General features: G+C 37.1%; 14 protein-coding genes. All 14 read right to left on the bottom strand.

Going from position 1 to position 14378, the window contains the following annotated elements; genetic code table 11:
- Positions 1-55 precede the first annotated feature (55 nt).
- Positions 56-1111, bottom strand: coding sequence for a recombinase RecA (gene recA / locus C8K15_RS02010; RefSeq protein ID WP_108584704.1), 1056 nt, complete (start codon positions 1109-1111; stop codon positions 56-58).
- A 239-nt stretch (positions 1112-1350) separates the two neighbouring features.
- The gene (locus tag C8K15_RS02005) at positions 1351-2601 is read right to left on the bottom strand and encodes a competence/damage-inducible protein A (RefSeq protein WP_108584703.1); all 1251 of its coding nucleotides are present in this window, start codon (positions 2599-2601) and stop codon (positions 1351-1353) included.
- Between the two features lie 14 nt (positions 2602-2615).
- The gene (gene pgsA, locus C8K15_RS02000; RefSeq protein ID WP_108584701.1) at positions 2616-3194 is read right to left on the bottom strand and encodes a CDP-diacylglycerol--glycerol-3-phosphate 3-phosphatidyltransferase; all 579 of its coding nucleotides are present in this window, start codon (positions 3192-3194) and stop codon (positions 2616-2618) included.
- Positions 3195-3243: 49 nt separating this feature from the next.
- Positions 3244-4107, bottom strand: coding sequence for a helix-turn-helix domain-containing protein (locus tag C8K15_RS01995; RefSeq protein WP_108584699.1), 864 nt, complete (start codon positions 4105-4107; stop codon positions 3244-3246).
- Between the two features lie 16 nt (positions 4108-4123).
- Positions 4124-4921: a DUF3388 domain-containing protein gene (locus tag C8K15_RS01990; RefSeq protein ID WP_108584697.1), complete on the bottom strand. Its 798-nt coding sequence runs from the start codon at positions 4919-4921 to the stop codon at positions 4124-4126.
- A gap of 171 nt (positions 4922-5092) precedes the next feature.
- Positions 5093-5350 (bottom strand): DUF3243 domain-containing protein, encoded by a 258-nt coding sequence (locus tag C8K15_RS01985; protein ID WP_108584695.1) that lies wholly within the window; start codon positions 5348-5350, stop codon positions 5093-5095.
- 44 nt (positions 5351-5394) lie between these two features.
- Entirely contained in the window at positions 5395-6123 is a 729-nt protein-coding gene (gene ymfI / locus C8K15_RS01980; protein ID WP_108584694.1) for an elongation factor P 5-aminopentanone reductase, read from the bottom strand.
- Entirely contained in the window at positions 6120-7424 is a 1305-nt protein-coding gene (gene yfmH, locus C8K15_RS01975; RefSeq protein WP_108584692.1) for an EF-P 5-aminopentanol modification-associated protein YfmH, read from the bottom strand. Before yfmH ends, ymfI begins: the two co-directional genes overlap by 4 nt.
- On the bottom strand, positions 7405-8697 hold the full coding sequence (gene yfmF, locus C8K15_RS01970) for an EF-P 5-aminopentanol modification-associated protein YfmF (protein ID WP_108584691.1): 1293 nt from the start codon (positions 8695-8697) through the stop codon (positions 7405-7407). Before yfmF ends, yfmH begins: the two co-directional genes overlap by 20 nt.
- Before the next feature lie 124 nt (positions 8698-8821).
- Positions 8822-9781, bottom strand: coding sequence for an ABC transporter permease (locus C8K15_RS01965; RefSeq protein ID WP_108584689.1), 960 nt, complete (start codon positions 9779-9781; stop codon positions 8822-8824).
- A gap of 1 nt (position 9782) precedes the next feature.
- Positions 9783-10832 (bottom strand): ABC transporter permease, encoded by a 1050-nt coding sequence (locus C8K15_RS01960; protein WP_108584687.1) that lies wholly within the window; start codon positions 10830-10832, stop codon positions 9783-9785.
- Positions 10825-12381, bottom strand: coding sequence for an ABC transporter ATP-binding protein (locus tag C8K15_RS01955; protein WP_108584686.1), 1557 nt, complete (start codon positions 12379-12381; stop codon positions 10825-10827). Before C8K15_RS01955 ends, C8K15_RS01960 begins: the two co-directional genes overlap by 8 nt.
- Before the next feature lie 149 nt (positions 12382-12530).
- Positions 12531-13592 (bottom strand): BMP family lipoprotein, encoded by a 1062-nt coding sequence (locus tag C8K15_RS01950; RefSeq protein ID WP_108584684.1) that lies wholly within the window; start codon positions 13590-13592, stop codon positions 12531-12533.
- Between the two features lie 51 nt (positions 13593-13643).
- Positions 13644-14372, bottom strand: a complete 729-nt coding sequence (locus C8K15_RS01945) for a GntR family transcriptional regulator (RefSeq protein ID WP_108584683.1) — start codon at positions 14370-14372, stop codon at positions 13644-13646.
- Positions 14373-14378 lie beyond the last annotated feature (6 nt).

Genomic DNA, 14378 nt, shown 5'->3' with positions numbered 1-14378 from the left:
AGTGTTACTAAAGTAAAAATAGCCTGCCGAATTACGGCAGGCTATTACATGAAACTTATTTATCTAGTAATAACTCAAATTCTTCTTCCTCTTCTTCGTCATGAGCGGCAATCGTGTAGGCAGTTGCCATCATTCCGTAAGCAGCTCTAATCTTTTGAGCAATTTCATTACGCGTTGCATCGTTCTCTTTAAGGAATTGTTTTGCATTTTCACGCCCTTGACCAAGACGATCGTCATTATATGCATACCAAGAACCACTTTTATTAACGATATCCATTTCTACACCTAAATCGACGATTTCACCTTCTCGTGAAATTCCTGATCCATACATGATATCAACTTCTGCAGTACGGAAAGGTGGAGCTACTTTATTTTTAACGATTTTAATTTTTGTTTTATTCCCCATGAATTCATTTCCAGATTTAATCGTTTCTGCGCGACGAACTTCTAATCGAACTGAACTATAGAATTTCAACGCACGTCCACCAGGTGTCACTTCAGGGTTACCGAACATAACGCCTACTTTTTCACGAATTTGGTTAATGAAAATAGCAGTTGTCTTAGATTTACTAATTGCTCCTGATAATTTACGTAAAGCTTGAGACATTAGTCGAGCTTGAAGACCAATATGGGAATCTCCCATTTCTCCTTCAATTTCCGCTTTTGGCACAAGAGCTGCTACGGAGTCAATAACGATAATATCAACAGCACCACTTCGTACTAGTGCTTCTACGATTTCTAAAGCTTGTTCTCCTGTATCTGGTTGTGACAATAATAACTCATCAATATTAACACCTAAGTTTTGAGCGTAAACAGGATCTAGTGCATGCTCAACGTCAATAAATGCTGCCTGGCCACCTGCTGCTTGTGCTTCTGCAATCGCATGAAGAGAAACAGTAGTTTTACCAGAACTTTCTGGTCCATAAATTTCAATAATACGGCCTCGTGGATATCCACCTACACCAAGTGCTACATCAAGTGCAAGCGAGCCACTAGATGTCGTTAAGATTTCACGATCCGTTTTTTCGCCTAATTTCATAATTGAACCTTTACCAAATTGTTTTTCAATTTGTTTTAACGCCATGTCTAACGCTGCTTTACGATCGCTCAAGAATGGTTCCTCCTCTAATTTCAAACTCAAATTTAACTTCTGTCTCTACTATACTTGGTTTATGAGAAATACACAAGAAAAAAGCGAACGTTCATTCGCTTTATTTTTAGCCAAAATAAAAATTTGAACCTCGAAAACGGTCCAAATTTCAATTTTACGCTATTATTATCCTTCAAAATTAAATTTTGCTTATTAATTTAAAGCTAAAAGTAATTTTAAAAAAATCATTATTTCTTATTTTAAAGGCTCTTATTACGTGTTAACAGCTGTATTAAATAATGAAGCGTACGTTTTACAGCTCGTAACCGATTGGTATTCCGCATATCGCTTAAATGCAATTCATGAGTCACGACTTCATCGTTTGGAAGAATAATCGCAATCCATACTGTTCCCGCAGGCTTATTTTCAAGTTCGAGTGGTCCTGCAACACCTGTTAAGGCTACCCCAATATCCGATTTGAACATTGTTTTCACTTGTGTAGCCATTGCAGTTGCACATTCAGCACTTACAACTCCGTATTGTTCAATAATTTCTCTGGATACACCTAGTTGGTTCACTTTCGCATCAACTGCATAAGTAACCATGCCACCTAATAAGGTTGAGCCAACTCCTGGAATAGCAGCTAATTCTGATTGAAACAGTCCCGCTGTTAAACTTTCCGCTGCAGAAATAGTCAGTCCTTGTTCTATTAAAAGTTTCGTTGTACTTGAAGCTAGAGAATCATCATTGTAACCATATAAGTAATCACCTACACGTGATAATAACAGTTGTTGTGTTTCATGAATTAATCGCTGAGCTTCTTCTTCGGTTGTCGTTTTAGCTGTTATACGTAGAGTGACTTCACCATCAGAAGCAAGAGGAGCTATCGTCGGATTTGTTTGTGTTTCTAATAAATCCATGATTTTTGTTTCGAGTTCTGCTTCACCAATCCCATAAAACCGCAATACCTGAGAAACGATAATATCTCCATGATTTAATAAAGTAGCTAATAATGGTTTTGCTTCTAATTGAAACATCGGTTCCATTTCTTTCGGTGGACCAGGAAGAAGAATATAAGTATGGTTTCCATGTGAATACAACATACCTGGAGCCATACCGTTTTTATTCTCTAATACCTTACAGCCATCTAATACGAGTGCTTGTTTTTTATTATTTTCAGTCATCGGACGATTCACACGTTGAAAAAATGCTTCAATTGACAACATCGCAGTTTGGTCCATAACAAGCTCGGTCCCAAGATGTCTTGCAATCGTTTCTTTAGTCAAATCGTCTTTTGTTGGCCCAAGACCACCCGAGAAAATAATCAAGTCTGCTCGAGACTCAGCTAACTCGATGGCTTGCTTTAAGCGCTCAGCATTATCACCTACTACAGTGTGATAATACACATTGACACCAAGTTCAGCTAACTGACTCGAAATGTAACGAGCATTTGTATTTGTGATTTGACCTAATAATAGTTCGGATCCTACAGCAATAATTTCAGCATTCATGAATAATCACACCCCTATTTTGAATCAAGTAAAACACGTCGGTTCGCATAGAAATAATCCCAGCCAGACCAGACTGTAAAGAATAACGATACATACAACATAATGGTAGCGAAAGGAATAGAGAACATTTCGAAAACGATATTATGTAGTAGCAAAGCAGAAATCGCGATAATTTGCGTCCACATTTTAATTTTCCCAAGTTGCTTCGCTGCAACAACTTCTCCTTCGTCGGCTAAAATTAAACGAAGTCCTGTCACTGCGAATTCACGACTAATAATTAAAATTACAACCCATGTAGGAGCAAACCCTAGCTCAACTAAAATAATAAGAGCAGCAGAAACTAATAATTTATCAGCAAGTGGATCTAAAAATTTACCCATGTTGGTAACTAAATTATGTTTACGTGCATAATAACCATCGATAAAGTCAGTCACTGCTGCAAAAATAAAGATAATTGCTCCAATCACGTGTTCAACCGGTAAAGTAGCTCCTAAAAATGTAACCTCTTTCCAGTCAAAGTCAACAAGCATAAAAATGACAAATATTGGGATCATGATAATTCGTGAAACTGTAATTTGATTTGGTATATTCATTATTTTTCTCCTTTCGATTCAAAGAAAATAGCCATCTTGTTAGAGATGACTATTGCGGTTTAGTAAATTGAATCATCATATTTTGAGTAACTCTGTCAGTAGGTGGTGTTCCATACTCGACTTTTTCATCATTAATAAACACATCTATTTGAGGTGCTGCACCAACTCGAATACGAGCAGTTTGAGCATCACTTAAATCTAGTGTAACCGTTTCACCTTCTGCTAATTCACGACCGAGCAATTCTACTCCTGATTGATTCTGAACACCGACCCAAGCTCTACCACGAGCGACGATTTTCAATGACTTTGTATCCGATCCTGAAAGTGAATAATTCGTTGTTTCACCATCAATTGTTCCCATTTCAATCGTTTGCTTTGTTTCTTCTACAAGAATTTCTTCTTCTGCAGTTTCTTCTTTTTCAGAATCGTCTGGAGACGAAGTCTCACCTTTTGTTTCAGGCTCGTCAAGTGATACTGGTTGTTCAGTATCACTTGCAGCTGGATCTGGTTTATTCGCTATATTTTGATAGAAGACCCAAAAAATCACGATACCAATAATAATAAATAAAGCAACAACGATCATTGGGAAAATATCGCCTAATTGGTTCGAAGATTTAGATAAGGATCTACTTCTTGAAGGTGAAGATGTAATACTATGTCGTACTTCTTCTGTGGTAGAAGAGGGTACTTCTTGTTTATATGACTCTAGCAATTCATCTGAATCTAAACCAACTGCATCAGCGTATTGCTTAATAAATGCACGAACATAAAACGGACCAGGCATCATGCTGTAGTTGCCCTCTTCGATACCGGCCAGATAACGTTTTTGAATTTTCGTAATTTCTTGTAAGTCGTCTAAACTATATCCTTTTGCCGTTCTCGCCTCTTTCAGACGAGTTGCTAATTCAGTCAACTAAAACACCTGCCTGTTAAAAATTAAAACCACCGAAGCCATCAAAACTACCTCTTTCAGACATCATCTGGTTTTTTTCCATCATTTCATACGTAATTACTTCATCTGGTTCATGTCTCAGTTCAATAATATAGTCAAAGTCTTCAATTGTGTAATCCGACTGTTGAATAAACATGTCTGGATGTTCTACAACCTTAATTGAAGGAAGACGCATCATTTCACGTACTAATTGTAAATGACGTTCATCTGTTGATTGTTTTGTAACAATTCCATCTAAAATAAAAATATTGTTATCGCTAAATTCGTCTCCTGCTAACCGACTTCTTACAGTCTGTTTAATCATGGTCGAAGATAAAAACACCCATTTTTTATTCGCACTAACACTAGCTGCAACAACTGATTCTGTTTTCCCTACACGAGGCATCCCACGAATCCCGATTAATTTGTGTCCTTCTTGTTTAAACAATTCTGCCATGAAATCAACCAAAAGACCTAACTCATCCCGAACAAAACGGAATGTTTTGCGATCATCGACATCTCTCTGTATGTATCGTCCGTGTCTAATTGCTAAAATATCACGTAATTTAGGTTCTCGGAATTTAGTTACACGAATAGTATCCATCGTAGAAACAATTAATTCAAAACGTTCAATCTGCTCATCATCTTCTGCACGAAGTAACATCCCTCGTCTTCCCTGGTCCACACCGTTAATCGTAACGATATTCACACGAAGCATTCCTAGTAATGAGGCAATGTCTCCGAGTAATCCTGGTCGATTTTTTTGTATTTCGTATTCAAAATACCATTCGCGCATATTGTAACGACCTTTCTGTCTATCTTTTTAACAGAGCAAGTCTTTATTTTAAGACTTTCAAGTCGCCATTCTATAATATGACGTTTTAAAATGCTCTAGGTTCTATCATATCTGATTTGTGTACGTAAGAAAAGGAAAAAAGAAAAGAAGGAACAATGTCCTTCTTTTCTTTTACTGCACTTTTTTCTGCTGAACTAACTTTACAACCATGTTTGCAAGTGCATGTTGTTCATCTTCTGAAGCAACTGACCACAAATCAGACAGGACACGCTCTTGTTCATTCTTTGGATCCACATTTTTAGCCAAATAATCACCAATTTCATACGCTGTGGATTGGATGGCTTTTTTAGACATCCCAGTTGATTCGGCGTTCATTACATTTGCTCCTAAAAAGCTTGTCCATTTTTGCCAATTTTCAAGTAAGGCCATGTTTATTCCTCCTTTTCACATTCAGTATGTGCAAAAAAGAGAATTTATATGTACCATCCACCATTAACACGTAATACTTGACCTGTAATATAATCCCCATTTCCACTAGTTAAAAAAGACACAAGATTTGCCACGTCTTGCGGTTTTCCAATCTTATTAAGTGGAATATCCTGTTCAATGACCTGTCTTTCTTCATCATCTAGAGATCTATTCATTTTTGTGTCAATAAAGCCAGGAGCAATTGCATTAACACGAACTCCTGATGGACCCGATTCTTTTGCATATGCCTTTACAAATGCATGTTGCGCACCTTTAACTGCTGAATAGACCGTCTCACCAGCTGCACCTGTTTCACCCCAAATCGATCCAATAATGACAATGTAGGATGTAGTAAACCTTCTTAATTTAGGTGCTAGCTTACCTATTATTGACATGGGTGACTGGACGTGGGTTCTCCATACTAGTTCCATGTCTTGTGAGGAAGTATCTTCAAGCAATTGATAAAGTGCTTGCCCGGAAGCAAATACAATTGCTTGAACTTCAAAAAGCTGTGTGAAAATATTATTTACTGAATCTAAATCCCCAAGGTTTGCTTGAATAATATGGTGTTCTTGGCTCGGATAAAGATTTTGAAGATTTGTCTGTAAGTTTTCCATTGCTTGTTTATTTTCATTAAAATGCAAATATAAACTCCAGCCCTGTTTAGACATCTCAAGAGCTATGGCTTGCCCTATCTCACCTGATGCCCCAAAAATGCAGGCAAATTTCTTCATGATGTTTCTTGCTCTTTCTTAGGAAGAACTGAAAAGACTGTCTGCTGATTTTCTCCTTGAATCGAAGCAAAAGCATTTTGCAAATCTGCAACAGTTATTTGCTCTAATGCAGGCACTGCGTCGAATAAATCCATGTCATTAAAAGCATAGCGTGTAAATTGATTCGCAATATATTCAACCGAATTCAAGGCCCGGAGGAAATAACCAATTTTTTTCTTTCGAACACGATCTAAATCTGATTGTCCGAAAGGCCATTTTTCTTCTACTTTTTTCAATTCTTTTTTGATTGCTTCTACTAATTCTTTTGGTTTAGATGTATCTGAACCAATGATAGCAAATCCATACCCTTTTTCGAGTGTGAAATCAAAAGCATATGATTCATCTATCCAGCCCTTTTCATATGCTTGCACATAGAAATCTGAAGAACGTCCAAAAATCAATTCCAATGCGAGTTGTATTCCCATTTCATGCTTCATCATAGCATCGCCTTGTATTGAAGTTTCTTTCGCTTTTAACCCTACATATACTTTTGGCTTTTGAACGTCCATAAACAATTTATTTTCTTGTTTTGCTACTTCTAACGGTTCATTTGGGAATGAACGTTTAATTGGTTTGAATTCTGCAAATTCTTTTTTATTTTGGTGTTCTCGAATATATGTCATCATCTCTTCAGGATTTACGGCACCTACCACAAATAATAACATGTTTGATGGATGGTAAAATGTTTCGTAACATGTATACAAATGTTCTGCAGTAATGGCATCAATCGATTCGATAGTACCCGCAATATCAATCTTTACAGGATGATCTTTGTACATATTTTCAATTGTTCCAAAATATAAACGCCAATCCGGTTGATCATCATACATCGTGATTTCTTGACCAATAATCCCTTTTTCTTTTTCCACTGTAGCTTGAGTAAAGTACGGTTCTTGCACAAAATTTAATAATGTTTCTGTATTTTCATATAAATGGTCCGTTGCAGAAAATAAGTAAGCCGTTCGCGTAAACGAAGTGAATGCATTGGCGGAAGCACCATAGCCACTAAACTTTTGAAAAACGTCGCCATCTTCCTTTTCAAACATTTTATGCTCAAGAAAATGTGCAATTCCGTCGGGTACTGTTATTTCTTCAGATTCTCCGAGAGGAACAAATTTACTGTCTATAGAACCGTATTTTGTTGTAAAAGTAACAAATGTTTTAGAGAATCCTTTTTTCGGTAAAATGTAGACATCTAAGCCATTATCCATTTTTTCATGGAATAATTTTTCGTCTAATTGTTTAAAGTGAAGCTCCTTCATGTGACATTTCCTCCTTACCAGACAAGAAATAAACAAGTTGTTTATTGATTGACTTCGCCATTTCTTGAATATCATCTTTTGTAACGGTCGCCCATTTGGCTACCCAAGAATCTACTGTAAATTCTTCTCCTAAATCTTTATATTGATCGAAAATCTCGATTTGGCCTCTTGCAGAATCTAGCGCTTCTTTTAACTGATTTTTAAGCATTGCAACTGTTTGGTCAATTTCGTTTTGTGAAATTTCACCTTTTTTCATTGCTTCTAATTGCTCATCAATCAATCCAACCGCTTTTTCTTGTTTACTTGCATCAATTCCAGCCAATACAAATAGAAGTCCATAGGCTGAGGAGAATGAACTTGACACATAATAAGCCATGCTTTCTTTTTCACGAACATTTAAAAATAATTTCGCATGAGGATAACCACCAAAAATACCGTTTGTTATTTGCATTTTCGGGAAATCAGGATGAGTAAATGTTACATTTGTTTCATAACCAATGTGTAGTTTTCCTTGCTTCATTTCTTGATATTCATTCACCGCATTTTTCTCTACTTTAGGATGTTCTACATCTTTATGAAGATCTTTTTGATTTAATTGTCGGGCCTTAAATTCAAATGCTTGCTGTAGTTTAGATGTCATTTCTTCAACATTTACATCGCCAACAACATAAATATCTAACTCATCCTCTTCGAGCATTTTCTTATATGCATCAAATAATGACTCATTTGTGATAGCGGTGATGGCATCGATTGTCCCGTTTGCTCCAATAGAAGCTGGGTGATTGGGACGCATTAATTCCACTAAGCGTTGTTGCGCATATCTTGTCTTATCATCATATAGTGACTCAATACGTTGTATTACTGAATCTTTTTCCCGCTTAACTATTGAATCTTTAAATTTCCCTTGTTCAAGATTCGGGCGGAACAACACAGTTTGTAATAAATTCAGAACCTGGTCGAGTACGCCATCTGTAGATAAATATTGATCATTTACTGTCTCAGCGAGTAATGTAATATAATGATTACTACCTTTTTTACTTGAATCTAAATACAAGATAGTGCCATAAAGTTCATCTAAATAACTTCGGAATGCAGGATTAGACGGGAACTGCTCATTGCTGTGTACTAAAACATTTGCAAGTACCGATCGTTCAGAAGCAGATTGGTTTGTTAATTCATGTTTGAATTTGAATGAGAAGTTTACAGTTTTAAATTGATCTGTTGGTCGAATATGTAGATGGATACCTGGTTGTAATTCGATGGATTGAAACATTGAAATTCCTCCTATAGCTATAATATGCCATACCATTACATTCACTATACATGGTGCTGGTAAATGATTGCAAATTGCCTGCAAAAAAGGACTAAGCAAAATGCTTAGTCCTTTACTATTATTCTTATCGATTCCCTTTTATATATGGAGTTCCTAAAGCTTTTGGTGCATTTGCTTTTCCTATGAAACCAGCCAAAGCAAGAATCGTTAATACATAAGGTAAAATTAACAAGAAAACACTTGGAATTTCACTAATATACGGCAATGATCCACCGACAATACTTAATGCTTGTGCAAAACCAAAGAATACGGCTGCACCCATAGCACCAAGAGGATGCCATTTACCAAAAATCATTGCTGCTAAAGCCATGAATCCTTGCCCATTAATCGTTGAATGACCAAAGTCTAACGAAATTGACTGAGAATAAATCGCCCCACCAATTCCTGCTAAACCACCTGAAATCATTACGGCAATATAGCGCATACGTGTTACATTTATCCCCATCGTATCTGCAGCCATTGGATGTTCACCAACTGCACGTAAGCGAAGACCGAATGGAGTGTAATACAATACAACCCAAGCTAGAATAGCAATCCCAATTGCTAAAACAGAAGTCCAATAGACGTTCTGGAAAAACATCGGGCCTAAAATTGGAATATCTTTTAAGAACGGAATATCGTCACGCAAGAATCGCTCTTGAACAAAATCAGTTTGACCTTTATCGTAAATCATTTTAACTAAGAATAAACAAAGCGCTACTGCTAATAAGTTAATAGCAACACCAGATACAACTTGATCAGCACGAAACGACACGGATGCCACTGCATGTAGTAACGAGAATAGTGCTGCAACAACCATAGCTGCTAATAGAGCAATCCATTCTGTACTTTCTCCAAAAACATTAACAAATGTTAAATTGAATAAAATCCCGATGAAGGCTCCCATTACCATGAGTCCTTCTAAACCGATGTTTACTACTCCCGACCGCTCAGAAAACACACCACCAATGGCTGTTACTATAAGAGGTGCTGCATACGCAATTGCTGCTGGAATAAGGAAATATAGTATCTCTAAGAAACTCATGTTACTTCGCCTCCTTTTTCTTGCTGAAGCGCTCTAGCAATAAACGAATAACATAACCAGATGCTACAAAGAAAATAATAATTGCTATAATAATAGACACTATTTCCTCTGGAATACCTGCTTCGTTCGGCATATTTGTTGCTCCATATTTTAGTGAGCCAAATAAGGTTGCTCCAAATATTACTCCTAGTGGTGTATTTGCACCAAGAAGGGCTACAGCAATACCGTCGAATCCGATTCCTGTAAATCCACCTTTAACAGAAGCATATCCAAACGTACCAAGCGCTTCCATTGCGCCAGCTAGACCAGCAAATGCCCCAGATATAACCATCGCTAAAATAATATTTTTATTTACATTCATCCCCGCGTATTCTGAAGCATGTTGGTTTAACCCTACTGCTTTCAATTCAAATCCACGAGTTGTTTTTTCTAAAATCAACCACATTACTAGTACCATAGCAAGTGCAATTAAAATTCCATAGTGTAAACGAGAAAAATCTGTCATATTTTCTAAAAACTCAGAGCGAAGAGATGCGGTTGGATTAATTCCACCTGTATTGTCTCCACCATCAGAAACTGCTCTTATTAAAGCATTAGATGTGTGAAGCGCAATGTAGTTCATCATGATTGTTACAATTACTTCGTGTACTTTGAATTTGGCTTTTAATAGTCCAGGAATGAAGCCCCATAATGCACCTGCTAATGCAGCTGCAATTATTGCAAGTGGCAAGTGAATCATTTTTGGCAACTCATCAAATGTAATCCCAACGTATGCTGCCGCAAACCAACCTACGATTAATTGACCTTCTACACCGATATTAAAGAGCCCAGTGCGAAAAGCAAAAGCAACCGCTAGCCCAGCTAGTATGTAAGGTGTAATTTGACGAATTGTTTCACCAATAGTATAGGCATCACCAAAGATACCGTTCCACAATGCGATGTACCCTTCAACAGGATCATATCCACTGACCATCATAACAACTGCTCCAACCAGTAACCCTAAAATCACGGAGACACCTGGTACTAAAATGTTAACTAAACGATTAGACATGAGTACTGCCCTCCTCTTTCACTTGAGTCGACTGCGTGCCATTTTTTGTTTGGCCCGCCATTAACAAACCAAGTTCTTGTTCATTCGTCTGAAGAGGATCTAGCGTATCGACGATTTGACCGTCGTATATTACCGCAATGCGGTCAGATACGTTCATTACTTCGTCTAATTCAAAAGAAATTAATAGTACGGCTTTACCTTTATCACGTTGCTCAATCAGGCGTTGGTGAATAAATTCAATTGCTCCTACGTCTAATCCACGTGTTGGAAGAGCCGCAATTAATAAATCTGGATCTCTATCGATTTCACGCCCAATAATCGCTTTTTGCTGGTTACCACCTGATAGTGCTCTTGCAGGTTCATGATCTCCTTGTGTTCGAACATCATATTTCCGAATAATTTCATTGGCTTTTTTGGAAATCGCTGAATAGTCCATGAAGCCATTCTTCGAATTAGGACTAGAGTAATAGGTTTGCAAAGCAATATTGTGTCCTACTGGGAAATCAAGTACTAGTCCATGCTTATGACGATCTTGAGGTATATGACCAACGCCTGATTCAGTAACCTTACGTGGTCGTTGACCTGTAATCTCTTGACCATTCATGAAAACTTGTCCACTTTTCACTTTACGTAAACCAGTGATTGCTTCTATTAATTCTGATTGGCCATTGCCATCTATTCCAGCAATCCCTACGATTTCACCTTTGCGCACTTGTAAGTTAAGACTTTTTACTTTTTCAACGCCACGGTAATCACATACAACTAAATCTTTAATTTCTAATACATCAGTTGTTGGATTTGCGACACCTTTAACAGTTTTAAACTCCACTTGACGCCCTACCATGAGAGATGCAAGGTCATTCGGATTAGTCTCAGATGTAATAACAGTGCCAATCCCTTTACCTTTACGAATGACAGTTACTCGGTCAGAAACATCCATAATTTCTTTTAATTTATGAGTAATCAAAATGATGGATTTTCCTTCTTCAATTAAACGACGCATGATTTGAATTAATTCAGTAATTTCTTGAGGTGTTAAGGAAGCAGTAGGCTCATCAAATATTAAAATTTCAGCGCCTCGATATAATGTTTTCAATATTTCTACGCGTTGTTGCATACCAACGGAAATGTCTTCAATTTTTGCGTAAGGATCAACATTCAGATTATAAAGCTCTGAAAGCTCTTGAACTTTCTTAGCAGCTGCTTTAACTGAAATCATACCGCCTTTTGTTGGCTCACTACCTAAAATAATATTTTCCGTAACGGAAAAATCTTCAACTAACATAAAATGTTGGTGAACCATCCCTATGCCGAGATTATTCGCTACATTAGGATCTGTAATCTTTACTTCTTGTCCTCGAACACGGATTTCTCCGCCTTCTGGTTGGTAAAGTCCAAAGAGTACGTTCATTAATGTTGATTTTCCTGCACCATTCTCACCAAGAAGGGCATGAATTTCACCTTTTTTTAGTTGAAGGGTAATGTTGTCATTAGCTACAAAATTTCCGAACTCTTTTCGGATATTGAGCATTTCAATAACATGTTCCAATATATTTCACTCCCTTAGGTTTTTAAATGAAAAAAAATTAATACAGGAAAGGTTTCAATCATAAAACCTTTCATCTATTAATTTGAAAGGGCAAGAAAAACATCATAGAGACCAGGTATCCAGTCTCTATGATGACTTATTTAAGTTATTTACTCTACAGTTTCAGGAACAACAACATCGCCATCAGCGATTTTCTTAGCATATTCGTCAATTTGAGCTAAAACATCTTCAGGAATCGCTCCACGAGAATCCGCTAATGCAACGCCATCTTCAGCTAAACCGTAAACAGATGTTTCTCCACCTGGGAATTTGTCTTCCATAGCCAATTTAGTAAGGTCTTGTACAGCAATGTCAACACGTTTTAACATTGAAGTTAAAGTAACATTTGTATCACCAACTGCGCCTTCTTCATATTGGTCAGAGTCAACACCGATTACCCACACATAAGAATCCGGATTTTTAGTTTTTAATTCTTTTGCTTCTGCAAATACACCATTACCAGTACCACCAGCAGCATGGAAAATAATATCTACGCCAGAAGAATACATACGGTTTGCAGTTGTTTTACCAAGTTCTGCTTTGTCAAATGCTCCAGCATACTGAACATCAACTTTAATGCTAGGATCTACAGCTTTAACGCCTTCTAGGAAACCAGCTTCAAAACGTTCGATAACATCACTTTCCATGCCGCCAACGAAACCAATTTTTTTAGATTTTGTCATTAAAGCTGCGGCTACACCAGCAAGATAAGAGCCTTCTTGCTCTTTGAATAATACTGAGGCTACATTTGGTTGATCTACAACTGAATCAATAATCGCAAATTTATTATCTTGTTTTTGTTTAGAAATTTCTTCAACAGACTCTTGCATTTTGTACCCAACACCAAAAACTAAATCAAAATCTCGACGAACTAATTTGTTTAAGTTCGTGTTATAGTCAGCATCAGATTTTGATTGTAAGTAGTCAATTCCACCGTCGCCTTTTTCAAGACCGTTGTCAGCCCCAAATTCTTTAATACCTTCCCAAGCTGATTGGTTGAATGATTTGTCATCTACTCCACCAACATCAGTAACCATTGCTACAGAAAAATCATTTTTTTCTTCGCCACCATTACCTTTTTTAGTTTCTTCTTTGTCAGCACCACATGCACCTAGAATTGTGCTAGCAGCTAATACCATCGATAAAGCTAAACCAAATTTACGCTTTGTCAATTTGAGACCCCCCAAAAAATGTTTTTTCATATTAGCAGGAAGTTTGATGTTTTACACCCTTTTACGGACTACATGGAAACTGAATTTGTCAGCTCTAAAATAGTTTTTTGAATATAATACTACTTGATCTTTGTCATTATAATGTAATTGCTTCAGAACTAGTAACGCCGTTTCAGGTTCACACTCTAAAATCGGAGATGCCACTTCGTGGTAGCCTGTTGGGTCGATAAAAGTAACAGCATAAGTTACCCGGATTTCCCCGGATTCTTCAATTGCTGTGAAAATCGAACCTTCTTGCCTACTTAAAAAATCAGAAGGCAAATACTTTGCGGGAACTTTGTCCACACAATACACAACTGGTTCACCATTTGCTGTCCTTACACGTTCAATTGTAATGACTGATTCGTCTATTTCGCAATGAAAGCGTTTTATATCATCTTCAGACGAAAGCGCTTCCATAGAACTCAAATAAATAGTACCTGGTTCCATGCCCGCTTTCCGTATCATAGAGGAGATACTTGTTAAATGTTCGATACCAGAAGTGAAAACTGGTTTCGAATTAACAAATGTACCTACACCATGACGTCTTACGATAACATTTTCTTCTTCCAACAGTCTAAGTGCTTCACGAAGTGTTGCACGACTGATTCCAAGTGATTTGGCCAGTTCAAATTCTGAAGGCAATTTTTCCTTCTCTTTGAATACACCTTTTGCAATATCGTCTTTAAGACGATCGATCACTTGAAGATACAAATGACGATGATCTGTTTTTATTGTCATACTAAA

Origin of the sequence: Paenisporosarcina sp. OV554 (assembly GCF_003058165.1) — a bacterium.
Classification (GTDB): Bacteria; Bacillota; Bacilli; order Bacillales_A; family Planococcaceae; genus Paenisporosarcina.
The sequence above is the reverse complement of the archived record's forward strand: the minus strand, read 5'-3'. Positions and strand labels throughout refer to the sequence as shown.

Coding starts and splice junctions, on each gene's coding strand:
- C8K15_RS02005 (WP_108584703.1), bottom strand. CDS start 2,601: ATGAATGCTGAAATTATTGCTGTAGGATCCGAACTATTATTAGGTCAA.
- pgsA (WP_108584701.1), bottom strand. CDS start 3,194: ATGAATATACCAAATCAAATTACAGTTTCACGAATTATCATGATCCCA.
- C8K15_RS01990 (WP_108584697.1), bottom strand. CDS start 4,921: ATGCGCGAATGGTATTTTGAATACGAAATACAAAAAAATCGACCAGGA.
- C8K15_RS01985 (WP_108584695.1), bottom strand. CDS start 5,350: ATGGCCTTACTTGAAAATTGGCAAAAATGGACAAGCTTTTTAGGAGCA.
- ymfI (WP_108584694.1), bottom strand. CDS start 6,123: ATGAAGAAATTTGCCTGCATTTTTGGGGCATCAGGTGAGATAGGGCAA.
- yfmH (WP_108584692.1), bottom strand. CDS start 7,424: ATGAAGGAGCTTCACTTTAAACAATTAGACGAAAAATTATTCCATGAA.
- yfmF (WP_108584691.1), bottom strand. CDS start 8,697: ATGTTTCAATCCATCGAATTACAACCAGGTATCCATCTACATATTCGA.
- C8K15_RS01965 (WP_108584689.1), bottom strand. CDS start 9,781: ATGAGTTTCTTAGAGATACTATATTTCCTTATTCCAGCAGCAATTGCG.
- C8K15_RS01960 (WP_108584687.1), bottom strand. CDS start 10,832: ATGTCTAATCGTTTAGTTAACATTTTAGTACCAGGTGTCTCCGTGATT.
- C8K15_RS01945 (WP_108584683.1), bottom strand. CDS start 14,372: ATGACAATAAAAACAGATCATCGTCATTTGTATCTTCAAGTGATCGAT.